Here is a 19,331-nt window from a genome sequence, read left to right on the forward strand (position 1 = left end):
TTTCTGCCCGCTAGCTACCTGAAATTGCGCAGTAGTATATCATTTATTATCAAGCATTCCGAAATGAATATTTTTTAAACAAAAAACGAAATAAACCATTAAAAACATACAGATAAATAAGACACCAGTTCATCAGGAAACGCACACCGCACAAGAGGTTAAGACATATAAATGCGGCCATGTGCATTTTTGAAATAGCCATCAGCGAAATCAGTTCCCCACCAATTCCATCGTTTTGATACAACCTGGATAAAAATGATGGTAAAGCCATAGTTAAATACATAGAATCCCCAGCACATTCATAAGTCAGTTACCATTATGCTCGAATTGCTTTACACCGCCCTTTTCTACCTTATTCAGCCTTTGATCTGGATACGGCTTTGGGTGCGCGGACGTAAGGCTCCGGCCTACCGTAAACGCTGGGGCGAACGCTACGGCTTTTATCGCCGCCCGCTAAAACCCGGCGGGATCATGCTTCATTCGGTTTCTGTGGGCGAAACGCTGGCTGCAATCCCATTAGTTCGCGCTCTGCGTCACCGTTATCCCGACTTGCCGATCACGGTCACCACCATGACGCCAACCGGTTCCGAGCGCGTACAATCTGCTTTTGGCACTGACGTTCAGCATATTTATCTGCCTTACGATTTACCGGATGCCCTGAACCGTTTTCTGAATAAAGTTGACCCCAAACTGGTGTTAATTATGGAAACCGAGCTGTGGCCAAATCTGATCGCGGCACTCCATAAGCGTCACATTCCTCTGGTCATTGCCAACGCACGTCTTTCTGCTCGTTCAGCCGCTGGCTATGCGAAATTAGGTAAATTTATTGGCAGACTACTGCGTCGAATTACGTTAATTGCCGCACAAAACGAAGAAGATGGCGCACGTTTTATTACGCTTGGCGCCAGAAGCAATCAGGTCACCGTTACTGGCAGCCTGAAGTTTGATATATCCGTCACGCCACAACTGGCTGCAAAAGCGGTGACATTACGTCGTCAATGGGCTCCTCACCGCCCGGTATGGATTGCAACCAGCACCCACGACGGCGAAGAAAGCATCATCATTGCCGCCCATCAGGCGTTATTAAATCAGTTCCCGAATCTTTTACTAATTCTGGTTCCCAGACATCCTGAACGGTTCCCGGATGCAATTAACCTCGTACGCCAGGCTGGGCTAAGCTATACCACTCGTTCTTCGGGTGAAGTTCCGTCCTCAGACACTCAGGTTGTGATCGGCGATACCATGGGTGAGCTGATGTTGCTGTATGGCATTGCCGACCTTGCTTTTGTCGGCGGTTCACTGGTTGAACGTGGTGGGCACAACCCACTGGAAGCCGCAGCACATGCTATTCCAGTGCTGATGGGACCACATACGTTTAATTTTAAAGATATTTGCGCCCGCCTCGAACAGGCAAGCGGATTGATCACCGTCACCGACGCACCTACGCTGGTAAAAGAAGTATCTTCTTTACTGACCGATGCAGATTATCGTAATTTTTATGGCCGTCACGCAGTTGAAGTTCTGTATCAAAATCAGGGCGCGTTACAGCGTCTGCTGCAGCTGCTGGAACCTTATCTGCCACCCAAAACGCATTGAGGCAAGCCATGCAAAAACGGGCGATTTATCCAGGAACCTTTGATCCCATAACTAACGGCCATCTTGATATCGTGACGCGTGCGACCAGCATGTTCGATCACGTGATCCTGGCGATTGCCGCAAGTCCCAGTAAAAAACCGATGTTTACCCTTGAAGAGCGCGTCGAGCTGGCGCAACAGGCAACGGCGCATCTCGGCAATGTGGAAGTTCTGGGATTCAGCGACTTAATGGCAAATTTTGCCCGTGATAATCAGGCTAACATTCTGATCCGAGGCCTACGCGCGGTAGCAGATTTTGAGTATGAAATGCAGCTGGCGCACATGAACCGCCACCTAATGCCGCAACTGGAAAGCGTCTTTCTGATGCCGTCTAAAGAGTGGTCATTTATCTCATCGTCACTGGTGAAAGAAGTCGCCCGCCATCAGGGTGATGTGACGCACTTTCTGCCGGAAAACGTCCATCAGGCGTTAATGAGTAAGTTGAAGTAATGTGCCTGGCCGGATGCTGCATCCGGCCAGCAATGAAACTATTTCTGACAGCGACGGCAATAGAACGTTGTACGCTGGGCGTGTTTTGTCGCAACAATCGGTGCGCCACATGCGCGGCAAGGTTCACCTTCTCTCCCATAGACCTGCAGCTCCTGGGCAAAATAGCCCGGCTTACCGTCACTTTGCAGAAAGTCCTTCAGCGTCGTCCCGCCCTGCTCGATAGAACGCAGCAAAACCGCCTTGATAACGCGTACCAGCAGTTCACACTCATCTTTCGACAGCGATGACGCCAGACGGTCAGGATGGATACCAGCCGCAAACAGCGACTCGCTGGCATAGATGTTTCCCACCCCCACCACCAGCTTGTTATCCATCAGCCAGGGTTTAATCGCCGTTTTCTTCTTTGCACATTTCTGCTGTAGATAACCGGCGTTGAAATCGTCACTCAGCGGCTCAGGGCCAAGATGGGCGAGGACATTATGTCCATCCAGCTCTTTAGTCCACAGCCAGGCACCAAAGCGACGGGGGTCGGTATAACGCAGAACTTTGCCATTACTCATCACTAAGTCAACGTGGTCGTGCTTATCTGCCGGAAGCTCTTCAGGAAGGATACGCAAACTACCCGACATCCCCAGATGAATGATTACCCAGCCATCCGGCAGCTCCAGAAGCAGGTATTTTGCGCGCCGCTGTACGCTCAGGACAGGTTTATCGCTCAGGCGATAGATTTCCTCTGATACCGGCCAACGCAAACGACCGTTACGCACAGTCGCGTGCATAATCGTTGCCCCCACCAGATGCGGCTCAATCCCACGGCGACTGGTTTCGACTTCAGGTAATTCAGGCATAGTATCTCCGGCGGTGTATCAGGTCTCATTAATATGGGGACGGCCAGAAAACAAAAAACCCCGCCGAGGCGAGGTTTTTTGCTACATCGAAACTAAAATTATTTGATTTTAGCTTCTTTGTACAGTACGTGCTGGCGTACAACTGGATCGAATTTTTTCAGTTCCAGTTTTTCCGGCTTAGTACGTTTGTTCTTCGTAGTGGTATAGAAATGACCAGTACCAGCAGAAGAAACCAGCTTGATTTTCTCACGAATACCTTTAGCCATGATTTATTTCCTCTTAGTACTTAGTACTTTTCGCCACGGGCACGCAGTTCAGACAGAACTGTTTCGATGCCTTTCTTATCAATTACACGCATACCTTTAGCAGATACACGCAGGGTGACAAAACGCTTCTCGCTCTCAACCCAAAAACGGTGAGAGTGCAGGTTCGGCAGGAAACGGCGTTTAGTCGCGTTCAGTGCGTGGGAACGGTTGTTACCGGTCACCGGACGCTTGCCAGTAACTTGGCAGACTCGGGACATGTCTATTCTCCAAAAATCAAATTAGCTCGAGCTTCGTATGGGGTATCGGCGCCTCGTCAGGCTTTACAGCCCGGTCATCGCATAGTTCTAAGTGAACTCTCGATTGCCAGGCCCAAATGCCAAACCCGAGATTCTCAAAGGTGGCGTAGTATACGCTGACCCGGCGTTATGCTCAAGTCCCGAACAGACAAAGATCCCGATGGATCGCGTAAAGTGCGTTAAATCCAACCGCGTTCCGCAAAAGAAACGTACTCTCCGCGCCCAATGACCAGATGATCAAGCACCCGGATATCCATGAACTGACAGCATTTCACAACACGCTCGGTGATGAGTTTATCTGCTTTACTCGGCTCTGCACACCCCGAAGGGTGATTATGCGCAAGGATCACGGCGGAAGCATTCATTTTTATCGCTTCGCGGACAATTTCTCGCGGATGTACCTCGACGTGGCTTAGTGTCCCGGAAAAAAGTTTGCTGTGTTTAATCACTTGATGTTGAGAATCCATAAAGATCACCAGAAAGATCTCGCGTTCCTCTTGCGAGAGCTGGCTTTGCAGAAATTCACGCGCCATTTCCGGGCTAAGTAGAGCACGCTCCTCTATCACTCGCACGTTGTAGTAGCGTCTTGCCAGCTCCGCAATACCCTTCAACTGTGCATACTTCGCGATACCGATTCCCGGAACATAGCTAAAATCCATGTAATCAGCAGACAACAAGCCATACAACGACTCAAAATGCTGAAGCATCTCTTTCGCTAGCGTAAGCACATCTTTACCCTGAATGCCGGTACGTAAAAAAAGCGCCAGTAACTCAACATCGGTCAGCGAACTGGCCCCCTGTGCCAACAGCTTTTCCCTGGGCATCATACTTCCTGTATTGTCCATACTTTTCCCTCCTTTCGCGTCCGCATAGTGGCATAACACCGACGGTGAATCGACGCGCTGTTTTCACTTCTTCGTAGTGCCTCGCAAAGTAGAAGGCGGTCAAAAGCACGACAAATTGCGGATTGTGATAAAATATCCGCCTTCTGGTGAAACCCAACAGGAAAGATCATGATGAGCCTGGCCGGTAAAAAAATCGTACTTGGCGTCAGTGGCGGTATTGCTGCGTACAAGACCCCTGAGCTGGTGCGTCGTTTACGGGAACGCGGCGCTGACGTCCGCGTGGCGATGACCGAAGCGGCAAAAGCATTTATTACTCCCCTGAGTTTACAGGCAGTTTCAGGTTATCCCGTTTCCGACAGCCTGCTTGATCCCGCAGCCGAAGCTGCGATGGGCCACATTGAGCTGGGAAAATGGGCCGATTTGGTCATCCTGGCGCCCGCTACAGCAGACCTGATTGCTCGTGTCGCCGCAGGTATGGCCAACGACCTGGTGTCAACGATTTGTCTGGCAACGCCTGCTTCTGTTGCTGTACTGCCAGCCATGAACCAGCAGATGTATCGCGCTGCCGCGACCCAGCACAATCTGAGTATTCTTGCCTCACGCGGTTTGCTCATTTGGGGCCCGGACAGCGGTAGCCAGGCATGTGGCGATGTCGGTCCTGGACGTATGCTGGATCCGTTAACGATTGTGGATATGGCGGCAGAACATTTTTCGCCTGTCAACGATCTGCAACATCTCAACATCATGATTACGGCGGGTCCGACGCGTGAACCGCTTGATCCCGTGCGTTATATTTCCAACCATAGCTCCGGGAAGATGGGATTTGCTATCGCGGCCGCTGCAGCAAAGCGCGGGGCAAACGTCACACTGGTATCGGGTCCGGTTTCGTTATCCACACCACCATTTGTTCAGCGGGTTGATGTGATGACCGCGTTGGAAATGGAAGCCGCTGTGCAGTCTGCAGTGCAACAACAGCATATTTTTATCGGCTGCGCTGCAGTCGCTGATTATCGCGCTGAAACTGTCGCCCACGAAAAAATAAAAAAACAAGCGACGCAGGGTGATGAATTAACAGTAAAAATGGTCAAAAACCCGGACATTATCGCCGGTGTTGCCGCACTGGATGCTAACCGTCCTTTTGTCGTTGGGTTTGCCGCCGAAACAAATAATGTGGAAGAATATGCCCGGCAAAAACGCATCCGCAAAAACCTTGATGTGATCTGTGCGAACGACGTTTCGCTGTCAACTCAAGGGTTTAACAGCGATAGCAACGCATTACACCTTTTTTGGCAGGATGGAGACAAAGTCTTACCGCTTGAGCGTAAAGAACTCCTGGGCCAATTATTACTCGACGAGATCGTGACCCGTTATGATGAAAAAAATCGACGTTAAGATTCTGGACCCGCGCGTTGGGCAACAATTTCCGCTCCCGACGTACGCCACTTCTGGTTCTGCCGGACTTGACCTGCGTGCTTGTCTTGATGACGCCGTAGAACTGGCACCGGGCGCAACAACGCTGGTGCCAACCGGGTTAGCTATCCACATTGCCGATCCTTCTCTGGCAGCGGTGATGCTCCCGCGCTCCGGATTGGGCCATAAGCACGGTATCGTGCTGGGCAATCTGGTTGGTTTGATTGATTCCGACTACCAGGGCCAACTGATGGTGTCCATCTGGAACCGTGGTCAGGACAGCTTCACTATTGAGCCGGGCGAACGTATCGCGCAGATGGTATTTGTACCGGTCGTGCAGGCTGAATTTAATCTGGTGGAAGAGTTTGAAGCCACCGATCGTGGCGAAGGTGGCTTCGGCCATTCCGGGCGCAAGTAACCCGCAGAAAAGTATCCCATAGCGTAATAACGCAATAACACACCGCAAACAACAGTTTGCGGTCGCTGTGTGGATGCCTGCCTGGCAAGAGCTTATTTTCAGGGGTATTTTGTAACATGGTAGAAAAGCAAACTGCGAAAAGGAATCGTCGCGAAGAAATACTTCAGTCTCTGGCACTGATGCTTGAGTCCAGCGATGGTAGCCAACGCATCACCACAGCAAAGCTGGCAGCCTCAGTTGGCGTATCCGAAGCGGCATTGTATCGCCATTTCCCCAGCAAGACCCGTATGTTCGATAGCCTGATTGAGTTTATCGAAGATAGTCTGATTACGCGTATCAATCTGATTTTGAAAGATGAAAAGGACACCAGCGCGCGTCTGCGTCTGATCGTTCTGCTGATTTTAGGGTTTGGTGAGCGTAATCCGGGCCTGACGCGAATTCTGACCGGACACGCGTTGATGTTCGAGCAAGACCGTCTGCAAGGTCGCATTAACCAACTTTTTGAGCGCATTGAAGCGCAGTTGCGCCAGGTTCTGCGAGAAAAAAGAATGCGTGAAGGTGAAGGCTACACCGTGGATGAAACGCTTCTGGCCAGCCAGTTACTGGCTTTCTGCGAAGGTATGCTATCCCGGTTTGTACGTAGCGAATTTAAATACCGCCCAACGGATGATTTTGACACCCGCTGGCCGTTGGTTGCCGCTCAATTGCAGTAGCGGTTTCGTCTTGTCCGGCCTACGTAAAACGTAGGCCCGGTAAGTGCGTAGGCCGGATCAGCGCAGCGCTATCCGGCAGTCCTTATACACCGTATGCTTCGCGATAGGCTCGTACTGCCGCCAGGTGCTCCGCCATATCCGGTTTCTCTTCCAGATACGCAATCAGGTCTTTCAGGGTGATAATAGAGATCACTTTGCAACCGTAATCACGTTCCACTTCCTGAATAGCGGAAATCTCGCCGCGACCGCGTTCCTGACGATCGAGAGAAATCAGTACCCCCGCCAGAGTGGCGCCATTCGCCTGGATAATTTCCATCGACTCACGAATCGCCGTACCTGCGGTGATAACATCATCCACCAGCATCACGCGCCCCTCAAGTGCACTACCGACCAGATTGCCACCTTCACCGTGGGTCTTCGCCTCTTTACGGTTAAAGCAGTACGGCAAATCTTTATCGTGGTGTTCAGCCAGCGCAACGGCCGTTGTAGTCGCAATCGGAATACCTTTGTACGCTGGGCCAAACAGCAAATCGAACTCAATACCGGAATCCACCAGCGCTTCGGCGTAAAAACGGCCTAACAGAGCCAGGTCGCGCCCGGTATTAAACAGTCCGGCGTTGAAGAAATAGGGGCTTTTACGCCCGGATTTCAGCGTAAACTCGCCAAACTTTAGTACCTGCTTGCTAAGCGCAAACTCAATAAACTGGCGCTGATACGGTTTCATGGATTCGCTCCTCATCTCACTTTATTACAGACAAAAAAAAGGCGACTCATCAGTCGCCTTTAAAATCAATTTTCTAACGCCGCCTTCTGCGTCGCTACAATGGATTCGATTCCCCCTCGGGCTAACGCCAGTAGGGTGAGAAGTTCTTCATGGCTGAATGGCTCACCTTCCGCCGTGCCCTGAACCTCTATAATGCGACCGTCTTCAGTCATCACTACGTTCATGTCGGTTTCTGCAGCAGAGTCTTCAACGTACTCGAGGTCACAGAGCGCTTCACCGTTAACAATGCCCACGGAAACCGCGGCGACCATCCCTTTCATCGGGTTAGTTTTCAGTTTACCGCTCGCGACCAGCTTGTTAAGCGCATCCGCCAACGCAACGCATGCACCGGTAATTGATGCGGTGCGCGTACCGCCATCTGCCTGGATAACATCGCAGTCCAGCGTAATGGTGAACTCACCGAGCGTCTTCAGGTCAACGGCAGCGCGCAGCGCACGAGCGATCAGACGCTGGATTTCCATGGTACGACCGCCCTGCTTACCTTTCGCCGCTTCACGGGCGTTACGGGTGTGTGTGGCGCGTGGCAGCATGCCATATTCTGCGGTGATCCAACCCTGGCCCTGACCTTTCAGAAAACGCGGTACGCCTTCATCAATAGAAGCGGTACATAGCACTTTGGTATCACCAAATTCGACCAGCACGGAGCCTTCAGCGTGTTTTGTATAATTACGGGTCAGGGTGACGGGACGCACCTGATTGGCACTACGACCTGCTGGACGCATGATAAAATCTCCGGCTTGAAACGAATGTGGCTGCGCATTATACGGACTTCCGACTGTTATTCCTATCCTGACAAGACGTGGATGGCTATAATCCTCCCATCTCATCTTTAAAAACAGGAACGTCTATGATCCGCAGCATGACCGCTTACGCCCGGCGTGAAATCAAGGGTGAATGGGGTAGCGCTACCTGGGAAATGCGCTCGGTAAACCAGCGTTATCTGGAAACTTATTTTCGCCTGCCGGAGCAGTTCCGTAGTCTCGAACCCGTAGTTCGCGAACGTATCCGCACGCGTCTGACGCGCGGTAAAGTCGAATGTACGCTGCGTTTTGAGCCTGATGCCAGTGCACAAGGCGAGCTGATTCTGAATGAAAAACTCGCTAAACAGCTCGTTAGCGCTGCTAACTGGGTCAAAATGCAGAGTGATGAAGGTGAAATTAACCCGGTTGATATCCTGCGTTGGCCAGGCGTAATGGCAGCCCAGGAGCAAGATCTGGACGCCATTGCCGCCGAAATCCTCGCCGCGCTTGACGGTACGCTGGATGACTTTATCGTTGCGCGTGAAACCGAAGGTCAGGCACTGAAGGCGTTGATCGAGCAGCGTCTGGAAGGCGTCAGCGCTGAAGTCACAAAAGTGCGCGCACATATGCCGGAAATCCTGCAATGGCAGCGCGAGCGTCTGGTAGCCAAACTGGAAGATGCTCAGGTGCAGCTGGAAAATAACCGCCTTGAGCAAGAACTGGTGCTGATGGCACAGCGTATCGACGTGGCTGAAGAACTGGATCGCCTGGAAGCTCACGTCAAAGAAACCTACAACATTCTGAAGAAAAAAGAGGCGGTTGGCCGTCGTCTGGACTTCATGATGCAGGAATTCAACCGTGAGTCGAATACTCTGGCATCGAAGTCTATCAATGCCGAAGTGACTAACTCCGCAATTGAACTGAAGGTATTGATCGAGCAAATGCGCGAGCAAATTCAGAATATCGAGTAAGTCACATCTCACGTAGCCCGTCAATAAACGGCGGCGCTACGTGCTTTTCCCGACGCTATCAGTTCTCATCTATGCGATCAGACTTATATTTTCTCATCATTTATTGTCACCACTCATATCACAAAGCGCATGCCATAACGTGTTTACAACAATTTCGCATTAGCTGTAGTTATTAGAATCACTTCGCCTTAGAAAATCTCAATCGTGACAGTGCGAACAAATCGTTAACCTTAGCCCCCAGCAAATCAGGGGGGAATACATGCTGTTACACGTTTTATACTTAATTGGTATTACTGCCGAAGCCATGACCGGTGCGCTTGCGGCTGGGCGTCGTCGTATGGATACATTTGGCGTCATTATCATTGCCACCGCGACAGCCATTGGCGGTGGTTCAGTACGCGATATTCTTCTCGGCCATTATCCGCTCGGCTGGGTAAAGCACCCTGAATACGTCATTATCGTAGCCACTGCCGCGGTACTGACCACAATTATTGCTCCCGTGATGCCCTATCTGCGCAAAATATTCCTCGTACTGGATGCGCTGGGCCTGGTGGTCTTTTCTATTATCGGGGCTCAGGTGGCACTGGATATGGGCCATGGACCGATTATCGCCGTGGTCGCTGCGGTCACTACCGGGGTTTTCGGCGGCGTATTACGCGATATGTTCTGCAAACGCATCCCGCTGGTGTTCCAGAAAGAACTGTATGCCGGCGTATCATTTGCCGCTGCCGTGCTGTACATCGTGCTGCAGCATTATGTCTCCAGTCATGATGTGGTGGTTATCTCTACCCTGCTCTTCGGCTTTACCGCCCGACTACTGGCGCTGCGCCTGAAGTTAGGTCTGCCAGTATTTTACTATCGCCATGAAGGCCATTAAGGCATAAAGCCCGCGATCCGCTGAGCAGCTAACCAGTTGCTCAGCGCTGTGACCTCTCGATCCTCCAGCCACTGAATAACCTGCCGTGCCCGCTGCTCCCCCATGAAAGGAAGCTGCCGCCAGCTTTGTTCATCGCGTTCTTGCAATTGCTGCCACGAACCATCCCGGCTGGCATTCAGCGTTGCCTGTGTTAACGGTATTCCCATGGCAATCACCCAGCGCGTGAACGGAAGATCGCGTGACAGGTTGAATTGATGCCATAACTTCTCCCCTTTGCTTACACCAAATGTGGACTGTAGTTGTTCCTGAGTTAGCCCGAGCCAGGAAAAGATATGCTCAAAACGATACACCTGGTGGAGCTCCCGCCATCCCGCCTCGCCGATGCCCTCCAGCCCCAGCACCTCTTTGGCCCCCAGCCAGACCAGTCTGGCAACAAACTGTTCCTGGCACTCCGCTGTGGCATAAAAACAGGTTAATGAATTGAAGCGCCCCTCAGGTGGCACTGGCTTACTACGCTGGGTACTGCGCCAGACCACCTCATCTATACGGGGGATCCCTTGTCCGGCCAGGCTCACCAGAATCTGATCGCCAGGCGCGATATCCCATTCATTCCAGCGTCGAACGGAGCCAATATTGACGCGCTGTACGCGTTTATCATCCAGCATGACGAGAGTCAGCAATGCTACCACCGCAATTTTCCCGCTTTTACCAACGGAGAACTGAATACCGGTCACCTCAGATACCCTGGCCACGGGAGGATATTTCCACGCAGCCAGCCAGTCTCCCTGTCCGGGTAGCCAGTATCGCGCCTGCGGCTCTTTTCCTGTTCGCACGACCACGCCATCAGTGACAAAAGGTAATCCTGAAGTCCACCACTTTGCTCGCACTTGCTCTACGTCATCCGCACTCTTCACGGCCTTGGTAAAATGTTGCGTGAAACTGAACCCGGCAGCAGTGAGCTGCTCCAGTCTTTCAGACATGACCGCAGGACCATCGGGCCAGGCCCAGATAAAAATAGCCAGCGAGCCTAATAATTCCTGATTGCTCTGGCGCATCATCAATCCAGCAACCTTCGAGCGGGCGTTCATTCCCCCTCTCTGCTTCTGAATATGCCCCTCTTGCTGCAAAAAAATCTCACCCTGCAACGTACTGTTAGCGAGATTCCCCTTGGTGGAATGTGGTACGGAAGGGATCTGAAGAACCTTTTGCGTCCAGTCTTCGCCTTTCAGGCCATTACCACGGCTAATCGCCCGTACCAGATTGCCATTGCGATAGACTAACGTCACTGCCACGCCATCCACCTTCGGTTGCACCCAGAGATCGCTGCGCGCGTGCATCCATTGCTGTAGCGCTTGCTTATCGGCAAGTTTTCGAACACCCGTGTGGGGAACGGGGTGCGATACTGTGCCACCCATTGGTGGCGCAGACAGATCTGGTGGAACTTCATCACCAAAACAGCGCTGCCATTGAATTAGTTGCGCATTGAGCTGGTCATAAACGCCGTCATCTACGGCACTTTCACCCTGTTTCCAGTAACTGTCATTCCACTGTGTTATCTGCTGCTGTAGTCGTGAAATTTCCTCGTTTGCCCTGGCAGGTGACCAAACGGGGCATACCGCCCATGCGGGTAGATACCCCATTAGCAAAACCAGCCCTATGCCTTTCCATAATCCCATGTTACCTCCGCTGAGCACTGCATTTCCTGGCAGGTATAGCGCGAAATAATAGGGAAACAGAGCGGCAAAAAAGCATCCTGCGAGCAACGTTCCTGACATTTGCACGTATTGCTGCAAATCATCGATAAAACAGGAAACTGATACGCAAAACGCAATAAACATGCGCAAAAAGTGTGACAAGGGCTACGTCACATAGCGGCTACGTGTATAATAAGCCCGTATGTAGGCTCTCTTTCGACAATCACATACATTAAGATACTCATGGCTCAAGGCACGCTTTATATTGTTTCTGCCCCCAGTGGCGCGGGTAAATCCAGCCTGATTCAGGCTTTATTAAAGACCCAACCGTTGTATGACACCCAGGTTTCTGTTTCGCACACCACGCGCGCACCGCGCCCGGGGGAAGTGCACGGTGAACACTATTTTTTTGTGAACCATGATGAATTCAGAACCATGATTGGCAGAGACGCGTTCCTGGAACACGCGGAGGTTTTCGGTAATTACTACGGCACCTCACGTGAAACCATTGAGCAAGTATTAGCATCCGGCGTAGACGTCTTTTTAGATATCGACTGGCAAGGTGCGCAGCAAATTCGCGAAAAAATGCCGCATGCGCGCAGTATTTTTATTTTGCCGCCATCTAAGATTGAGCTGGACCGCCGTCTGCGTGGCCGCGGTCAGGATAGCGAAGACGTGATCGCAAAACGTATGGCGCAAGCTGTTGCAGAAATGAGCCATTACGCCGAATATGATTATCTTATTGTGAACGATGATTTCGATACCGCCCTGGGCGATTTGAAAACCATCATTCGCGCCGAACGTCTGCGCATGAGCCGCCAAAAGCAGCGTCATGACGCTTTAATCAGCAAACTGTTGGCAGACTGAACCCACATTCAGTATCATGCCCAGTCATTTCTTCACCTGTGGAGCATTTTAAGTATGGCACGCGTAACTGTTCAGGACGCTGTAGAGAAAATTGGTAACCGTTTTGACCTGGTACTGGTCGCCGCGCGTCGCGCTCGTCAGATGCAGGTAGGCGGAAAGGATCCGCTCGTACCGGAAGAAAACGATAAAACTACCGTTATCGCGCTGCGCGAAATCGAAGAAGGTCTGATCAACAACCAGATCCTCGACGTGCGTGAGCGCCAGGAACAGCAAGAGCAGGAAGCCGCTGAATTACAAGCCGTTACCGCTATTGCTGAAGGTCGTCGTTAATCACAAAGCGGGTCGCCCTTGTATCTGTTTGAAAGCCTGAATCAACTGATTCAAAACTACCTGCCGGAAGACCAGATTAAGCGTCTTCGGCAGGCGTATCTCGTTGCACGTGACGCTCACGAGGGCCAGACACGTTCAAGCGGTGAACCCTATATCACGCACCCGGTAGCGGTAGCCTGCATTCTGGCCGAGATGAAACTCGACTACGAAACGCTGATGGCTGCACTGCTGCATGACGTGATTGAAGATACCCCAGCCACCTATCAGGACATGGAACAGCTTTTTGGTAAAAGCGTTGCAGAGCTGGTAGAAGGGGTATCGAAGCTTGATAAGCTTAAGTTTCGCGATAAGAAAGAGGCGCAAGCCGAAAACTTTCGCAAGATGATTATGGCGATGGTGCAGGATATCCGCGTCATTCTCATCAAACTTGCCGACCGTACCCACAATATGCGCACGCTGGGCTCATTACGCCCGGACAAGCGTCGCCGCATCGCCCGTGAAACCCTCGAAATCTATAGTCCGCTGGCACACCGTTTAGGTATTCATCACATTAAAACCGAGCTGGAAGAGCTGGGTTTTGAAGCGCTGTACCCGAACCGCTATCGCGTGATTAAAGAAGTGGTTAAAGCCGCTCGCGGCAACCGCAAAGAGATGATCCAAAAAATCCTCTCGGAAATCGAAGGGCGTTTGCAGGAGGCAGGTATTCCGTGTCGCGTAAGCGGGCGTGAGAAGCACCTGTACTCTATTTACTGCAAAATGGTGCTCAAAGAGCAGCGTTTTCACTCTATCATGGATATCTACGCATTTCGCGTCATCGTTCATGATTCCGATACCTGCTATCGCGTACTCGGCCAGATGCACAGCCTGTACAAACCACGTCCTGGCCGCGTGAAAGACTATATTGCCATCCCAAAAGCGAACGGATATCAGTCTTTGCACACCTCAATGATCGGCCCTCATGGCGTCCCGGTTGAAGTACAGATTCGTACTGAAGACATGGACCAGATGGCAGAGATGGGTGTCGCAGCGCACTGGGCTTACAAAGAGCACGGCGGCGAAAGCAGCACCACTGCGCAAATCCGCGCTCAGCGCTGGATGCAGAGCCTGCTGGAACTGCAGCAGAGCGCCGGTAGCTCGTTTGAATTTATTGAAAGCGTTAAATCTGATCTCTTCCCGGATGAGATTTATGTTTTCACACCGGAAGGGCGCATTGTCGAACTGCCCGCCGGTGCAACGCCTGTCGACTTCGCCTACGCCGTGCATACAGATATCGGTCACGCCTGCGTCGGCGCGCGCGTCGACAGACAGCCTTACCCGCTTTCACAACCGCTCTTTAGCGGTCAGACAGTTGAGATTATTACCGCCCCGGGTGCGCGTCCGAATGCCGCGTGGCTCAACTTCGTCGTCAGTTCGAAAGCCCGCGCCAAGATTCGCCAACTGCTGAAAAACCTCAAGCGCGATGATTCCGTCAGTCTGGGCCGTCGACTGCTCAACCATGCCCTGGGCGGAAGCCGTAAACTGGCTGAGATCCCGCCAGAGAGCATCCAGCGTGAGCTTGAGCGCATGAAGCTCGCCACTCTTGACGATCTGCTCGCAGAAATCGGTCTGGGTAATGCCATGAGCGTGGTGGTAGCGAAAAACCTCCAGCAGGGCGAAGCAACAGCGAACGTACCGGCACAATCTGGCCATGGTCATCTGCCGATCAAAGGTGCAGACGGCGTGCTGATCACCTTCGCGAAATGCTGCCGTCCAATTCCAGGCGATCCCATCATTGCCCACGTCAGTCCGGGTAAAGGTCTGGTGATTCACCATGAGTCCTGCCGTAATATTCGTGGCTACCAGAAAGAGCCAGAGAAATTTATGGCGGTGGAATGGGATAAAGAAACAGAGCAGGAATTCATCACTGAGATTAAGGTGGATATGTTTAACCACCAGGGTGCTTTGGCGAACCTGACGGCGGCAATCAACACGACCACCTCCAATATTCAAAGCCTGAATACGGAAGAGAAAGATGGTCGCGTCTATAGCGCCTTTATTCGCTTGACCGCTCGCGATCGCGTGCACCTGGCGAATATCATGCGCAAAATTCGCGTCATGCCGGACGTGATAAAAGTCACCCGTAACCGAAACTAGTCTTATGAATGAACAGCGCTATGCACGTATCCGCGAGATGCTCGCACGTCGTCAGCCCGATCTGACCGTCTGCATGGAGCAGGTTCACAAACCTCATAACGTTTCTGCGATTATTCGTACTGCAGATGCGGTCGGCGTGCATGAAGTCCACGCCGTCTGGCCGGGTAGTCGTATGCGCACCATGGCCTCTTCTGCCGCAGGCAGCAACAGTTGGGTGCAGGTGAAAACTCACCTAACTATTGGCGATGCGGTCACACATTTAAAAAACCGCGGCATGCAGGTTCTGGCAACTCATCTGTCAGATAAAGCCGTGGATTTTCGCGAGATTGATTACACGCGCCCCACCTGCATCCTGATGGGCCAGGAGAAAACCGGCATCACTCAGGAAGCGTTGGATCTGGCAGATCAGGACATCATCATTCCCATGACTGGCATGGTGCAGTCGCTGAACGTTTCGGTCGCCTCCGCGCTGATTCTGTACGAAGCACAACGCCAGCGGCAAAACGCTGGGATGTACCGACGAGAAAACAGCATGCTGCCACAAGACGAGCAGCAGCGCTTACTGTTTGAAGGCGGTTATCCGGTGCTGGCGAATGTCGCTAAGCGCAAAGGTCTTCCCTACCCTCACGTAAACACGCAGGGCGAAATTGAAGCCGATGCAACGTGGTGGGCCACTATGCAATCTGCGAGATAAACGCGATGAAAGGCCGTTTACTGGATGCCATCCCACTCAACTCTCTGACCGGCGTTGGCGCAGCGCAAAGCAGTAAACTGGCGAAAATTGGCCTGCACACCGTACAGGACCTCCTGCTACACCTCCCCCTGCGTTACGAAGACCGTACCCATCTGTACCCAATTGGCGAACTGCTGCCGGGCGTCTATGCCACCGTTGAAGGCGAAGTGCTGAACTGCAATATCACCTTCGGCGGTCGCCGGATGATGACCTGTCAGATCAGCGATGGCTCCGGCATTCTCACCATGCGCTTTTTCAACTTCAGCGCAGCAATGAAAAACAGCCTAGCCACCGGTCGCCGGGTGCTGGCCTACGGTGAAGCCAAACGCGGGAAATACGGCGCAGAGATGATCCACCCGGAATACCGTGTGCAGGGCGATCTCAGCACGCCGGAATTACAGGAAACGCTGACCCCTGTTTATCCGACTACCGAAGGCGTGAAGCAGGCCACGCTGCGCAAGCTGACCGATCAGGCACTGGATCTGCTCGATACTTGCGCCATTGCCGAACTGCTACCGCCAGAGCTGTTACAGGGCATGATGAGCCTGCCCGAAGCACTGCGCACGTTGCACCGCCCCCCACCGTCGCTGCAACTCAGCGATCTGGAAACAGGACAACATCCGGCGCAGCGACGTCTGATTCTCGAAGAACTGCTGGCGCATAATCTCAGCATGCTGGCATTACGCGCCGGGGCGCAGCGTTTTCATGCCCAGCCGCTGAGCGCAAACGATGCGCTGAAAGATAAGCTGTTGGCGGCGCTACCATTTAAACCGACTGGCGCACAGGCTCGCGTTACCGCGGAGATCGAACGTGATATGGCACTGGATGTCCCAATGATGCGCCTGGTACAGGGTGATGTCGGCTCAGGTAAAACGCTGGTTGCGGCGTTAGCCGCCCTGCGCGCTATCGCACATGGTAAGCAGGTTGCGCTGATGGCCCCCACCGAATTATTGGCTGAACAACATGCGAATAACTTCCGCAGCTGGTTCGCGCCGCTGGGCGTTGAAGTGGGCTGGCTGGCGGGCAAGCAGAAAGGCAAAGCGCGTCTGGCGCAACAGGAAGCCATCGCCAGCGGTCAGGTGCAGATGATTGTCGGTACTCATGCAATTTTCCAGGAACAGGTTCAGTTCAACGGTCTGGCACTGGTTATCATCGACGAACAGCACCGCTTCGGGGTGCATCAGCGTCTGGCGCTGTGGGAAAAAGGTCAGCAGCAGGGTTTCCACCCGCACCAGCTCATCATGACTGCCACGCCAATCCCGCGCACGCTGGCGATGACCGCCTATGCCGATCTCGACACCTCAGTAATTGATGAACTCCCACCGGGACGTACGCCGGTCACCACGGTGGCGATTCCGGATACCCGCCGCAGCGATATTATTGATCGCGTGCGCAACGCCTGTACCCACGAAGCGCGCCAGGCATACTGGGTCTGTACGCTGATTGAAGAGTCTGATCTGTTAGAAGCTCAGGCAGCAGAAGCAACGTGGGAAGAGCTTAAGATTGCGCTGCCAGAACTCAATATTGGCCTGGTACACGGCCGTATGAAGCCCGCCGAGAAGCAGTCAGTAATGGCGGCCTTTAAGCAGGGTGAACTGCATCTGTTGGTTGCCACCACGGTGATTGAAGTGGGCGTGGACGTGCCAAACGCCAGCCTGATGATTATTGAAAACCCGGAGCGCCTGGGCCTGGCCCAGCTGCATCAGCTACGTGGCCGCGTAGGTCGTGGTGCGGTGGCCTCCCACTGCGTCCTGCTGTACAAATCACCGCTGTCTAAAACCGCGCAGAAACGCTTGCAGGTTCTGCGAGACAGTAACGACGGGTTCGTGATTGCGCAAAAAGATTTAGAGATTCGCGGCCCCGGCGAGCTGTTAGGTACTCGCCAGACCGGAACGGCAGAATTCAAGGTCGCAGATTTACTGCGTGATCAGGCGATTATCCCGGAAGTTCAGCGCATTGCTCGCCATATTCACGAACGCTATCCGCAACAGGCCGTGGCGCTAATAGAGCGCTGGATGCCGGAAACCGAACGCTACTCCAACGCATAGTCGATTCATAGCGGCGGCGGATGTTACCCCGCCGCACAGCCGTTATGGCGCAAAAATCGGTAACAGCAGATACAGCTTAATCACCAGCGCGTTGACGATATCGATAAAGAATGCCCCCACCATCGGCACCACCAGAAACGCCATATGGGATGGCCCAAAGCGTTCGGTAATCGCCTGCATGTTGGCAATCGCCGTCGGCGTCGCGCCGAGGCCAAAACCGCAGTGTCCAGCAGCCAGCACAGCGGCATCGTAGTTCTTACCCATCATGCGCCAGGTAACGAATATCGCATACAGCGCCATGAAAATGGTCTGCACAACCAGGATTGCCAGCATCGGCAAGGCCAGAGAAGCCAGTTCCCATAGCTTCAGGCTCATCAGCGCCATCGCCAGGAACAGTGACAGACTAACGTTACCCAGCACAGAAACCGCACGTTCGAACACCCGGTAGAAGCCCAGTAGCGCCAGACCATTGCTGAGGATCACCCCAACAAACAGCACGCAAACGAAGGTCGGCAGTTCCAGTACCGTTCCAACCAGCATTTGCGCAACGATTTTCCCCACCGTCAGACAGATAGCGATCAGCGCGATGGTTTCAATCAGCACCAGTGAGGTGATCATGCGTCCGACGTCCGGCTTTTCAAATGCGGTCGGCACAGCCTGATCGTCCGGCATACCGTCTGGCGTGGTGGAGTGTTTGACCAGATAGCGTGCCACCGGGCCGCCAATCAGCCCACCCAATACCAGACCAAACGTTGCGCAAGCCATCGCCACTTCAGTCGCATTGGTGAAGCCGTAACGTTCAATAAACAGCTTGCTCCATGCGGCCCCGGTTCCGTGTCCACCAGAGAGGGTGATCGAGCCAGCAATCAGGCCCATCAGCGGGTCCAGACCCAGCAGGGTCGCCATACCAATACCGATGGCGTTTTGCATCAGCAACAGGCCAACAACCACAATCAGAAAAATACCCACCACGCGGCCGCCAGCACGCAAACTTGCGATATTGGCGTTCAGACCGATAGTGGCGAAGAAGGCCAGCATCAACGGATCGCGCAGGGTCATATCGAAGTTAACTTCCCAACCCATGCTTTTTTTCAGCACCAGCAGCGCAATCGCCACCAGCAGGCCGCCCGCTACGGGTTCGGGAATGGTGTATTTTTTCAGGAAGGAAACAGACTGGACGAGCTTACGTCCCAGCAGCAACACAAGGGTTGCCGCAACCAGCGTTGATAACGTATCGAGATAAAACATTTACAGCTCCATTAGTGCGTTTAGCA

20 protein-coding genes are annotated in these 19,331 nt (G+C 52.8%); 12 read left to right on the forward strand and 8 right to left on the reverse strand.

Annotation, left to right across the window (positions count from 1 at the left end):
• The first annotated feature begins 318 nt into the window (after nt 1-318).
• Nucleotides 319-1,596 (forward strand): lipid IV(A) 3-deoxy-D-manno-octulosonic acid transferase, encoded by a 1,278-nt coding sequence (waaA, locus tag SK34_RS11000; protein WP_048233040.1) that lies wholly within the window; start codon nt 319-321, stop codon nt 1,594-1,596.
• A gap of 8 nt (nt 1,597-1,604) precedes the next feature.
• Complete coding sequence (gene coaD / locus SK34_RS11005) at nt 1,605-2,084, forward strand: pantetheine-phosphate adenylyltransferase (RefSeq protein WP_003024099.1); 480 nt, start codon at nt 1,605-1,607, stop codon at nt 2,082-2,084.
• 38 nt (nt 2,085-2,122) lie between these two features.
• On the opposite strand, the gene mutM is transcribed toward coaD, so the two are convergent.
• From mutM to radC, 4 genes are all read right to left on the reverse strand, one after another.
• Complete coding sequence (mutM, locus tag SK34_RS11010) at nt 2,123-2,932, reverse strand: bifunctional DNA-formamidopyrimidine glycosylase/DNA-(apurinic or apyrimidinic site) lyase (RefSeq protein ID WP_003844529.1); 810 nt, start codon at nt 2,930-2,932, stop codon at nt 2,123-2,125.
• A gap of 98 nt (nt 2,933-3,030) precedes the next feature.
• A complete protein-coding gene (gene rpmG / locus SK34_RS11015; RefSeq protein WP_003024094.1) occupies nt 3,031-3,198 on the reverse strand; it encodes a 50S ribosomal protein L33 in 168 nt (55 codons plus the stop codon).
• Between the two features lie 20 nt (nt 3,199-3,218).
• Nucleotides 3,219-3,455, reverse strand: a complete 237-nt coding sequence (gene rpmB, locus SK34_RS11020; protein ID WP_003024071.1) for a 50S ribosomal protein L28 — start codon at nt 3,453-3,455, stop codon at nt 3,219-3,221.
• Between the two features lie 218 nt (nt 3,456-3,673).
• The gene (gene radC / locus SK34_RS11025) at nt 3,674-4,339 is read right to left on the reverse strand and encodes a RadC family protein (RefSeq protein ID WP_003837605.1); all 666 of its coding nucleotides are present in this window, start codon (nt 4,337-4,339) and stop codon (nt 3,674-3,676) included.
• A gap of 171 nt (nt 4,340-4,510) precedes the next feature.
• Between radC and coaBC the strand changes: the two genes are divergently transcribed.
• The 3 genes from coaBC to slmA all read left to right on the forward strand — a co-directional run bounded on the left by coaBC (nt 4,511) and on the right by slmA (nt 6,880).
• Nucleotides 4,511-5,731 (forward strand): bifunctional phosphopantothenoylcysteine decarboxylase/phosphopantothenate--cysteine ligase CoaBC, encoded by a 1,221-nt coding sequence (gene coaBC / locus SK34_RS11030; RefSeq protein WP_086538736.1) that lies wholly within the window; start codon nt 4,511-4,513, stop codon nt 5,729-5,731.
• Nucleotides 5,709-6,167 (forward strand): dUTP diphosphatase, encoded by a 459-nt coding sequence (gene dut / locus SK34_RS11035; RefSeq protein WP_006687626.1) that lies wholly within the window; start codon nt 5,709-5,711, stop codon nt 6,165-6,167. Before coaBC ends, dut begins: the two co-directional genes overlap by 23 nt.
• Nucleotides 6,168-6,283: 116 nt before the next feature.
• A complete protein-coding gene (gene slmA / locus SK34_RS11040; protein WP_003024060.1) occupies nt 6,284-6,880 on the forward strand; it encodes a nucleoid occlusion factor SlmA in 597 nt (198 codons plus the stop codon).
• 82 nt (nt 6,881-6,962) lie between these two features.
• Here slmA and pyrE read toward each other — a convergent pair whose 3' ends face one another.
• Both pyrE and rph read right to left on the reverse strand, forming a co-directional pair.
• Complete coding sequence (gene pyrE / locus SK34_RS11045; RefSeq protein WP_003844527.1) at nt 6,963-7,604, reverse strand: orotate phosphoribosyltransferase; 642 nt, start codon at nt 7,602-7,604, stop codon at nt 6,963-6,965.
• Between the two features lie 65 nt (nt 7,605-7,669).
• Nucleotides 7,670-8,386: a ribonuclease PH gene (gene rph, locus SK34_RS11050; protein WP_003024054.1), complete on the reverse strand. Its 717-nt coding sequence runs from the start codon at nt 8,384-8,386 to the stop codon at nt 7,670-7,672.
• Between the two features lie 125 nt (nt 8,387-8,511).
• On the opposite strand from rph, the gene SK34_RS11055 reads away from it, so the two are divergent.
• Entirely contained in the window at nt 8,512-9,375 is an 864-nt protein-coding gene (locus SK34_RS11055; RefSeq protein ID WP_003024052.1) for a YicC/YloC family endoribonuclease, read from the forward strand.
• 259 nt (nt 9,376-9,634) lie between these two features.
• Complete coding sequence (locus SK34_RS11060; protein WP_003024049.1) at nt 9,635-10,252, forward strand: trimeric intracellular cation channel family protein; 618 nt, start codon at nt 9,635-9,637, stop codon at nt 10,250-10,252.
• On the opposite strand, the gene ligB is transcribed toward SK34_RS11060, so the two are convergent.
• The gene (gene ligB, locus SK34_RS11065; protein WP_048233805.1) at nt 10,249-11,928 is read right to left on the reverse strand and encodes an NAD-dependent DNA ligase LigB; all 1,680 of its coding nucleotides are present in this window, start codon (nt 11,926-11,928) and stop codon (nt 10,249-10,251) included. The genes SK34_RS11060 and ligB overlap by 4 nt on opposite strands.
• Before the next feature lie 261 nt (nt 11,929-12,189).
• Between ligB and gmk the strand changes: the two genes are divergently transcribed.
• Genes gmk through recG form a run of 5 tightly spaced genes read left to right on the forward strand, consistent with a single transcriptional unit; the run spans nt 12,190 to nt 18,057 of the window.
• Nucleotides 12,190-12,813 carry a guanylate kinase gene (gene gmk / locus SK34_RS11070; protein ID WP_003024042.1) on the forward strand — a complete coding sequence of 208 codons (624 nt, stop codon included), beginning with the start codon at nt 12,190-12,192 and terminating at the stop codon, nt 12,811-12,813.
• Nucleotides 12,814-12,867: 54 nt separating this feature from the next.
• Nucleotides 12,868-13,143: a DNA-directed RNA polymerase subunit omega gene (gene rpoZ / locus SK34_RS11075; RefSeq protein ID WP_000135058.1), complete on the forward strand. Its 276-nt coding sequence runs from the start codon at nt 12,868-12,870 to the stop codon at nt 13,141-13,143.
• A gap of 18 nt (nt 13,144-13,161) precedes the next feature.
• Nucleotides 13,162-15,276 carry a bifunctional GTP diphosphokinase/guanosine-3',5'-bis pyrophosphate 3'-pyrophosphohydrolase gene (gene spoT / locus SK34_RS11080; protein WP_003024038.1) on the forward strand — a complete coding sequence of 705 codons (2,115 nt, stop codon included), beginning with the start codon at nt 13,162-13,164 and terminating at the stop codon, nt 15,274-15,276.
• Between the two features lie 4 nt (nt 15,277-15,280).
• Nucleotides 15,281-15,970 (forward strand): tRNA (guanosine(18)-2'-O)-methyltransferase TrmH, encoded by a 690-nt coding sequence (trmH, locus tag SK34_RS11085; protein ID WP_016151178.1) that lies wholly within the window; start codon nt 15,281-15,283, stop codon nt 15,968-15,970.
• A gap of 5 nt (nt 15,971-15,975) precedes the next feature.
• Nucleotides 15,976-18,057, forward strand: a complete 2,082-nt coding sequence (recG, locus tag SK34_RS11090) for an ATP-dependent DNA helicase RecG (protein WP_048233041.1) — start codon at nt 15,976-15,978, stop codon at nt 18,055-18,057.
• A 42-nt stretch (nt 18,058-18,099) separates the two neighbouring features.
• On the opposite strand, the gene gltS is transcribed toward recG, so the two are convergent.
• Nucleotides 18,100-19,305 carry a sodium/glutamate symporter gene (gltS, locus tag SK34_RS11095; protein WP_048233043.1) on the reverse strand — a complete coding sequence of 402 codons (1,206 nt, stop codon included), beginning with the start codon at nt 19,303-19,305 and terminating at the stop codon, nt 18,100-18,102.
• Nucleotides 19,306-19,331 lie beyond the last annotated feature (26 nt).

The organism is Citrobacter sp. MGH104, from assembly GCF_001034485.1.
In the GTDB taxonomy this organism is placed as follows: domain Bacteria; phylum Pseudomonadota; class Gammaproteobacteria; order Enterobacterales; family Enterobacteriaceae; genus Citrobacter; species Citrobacter freundii.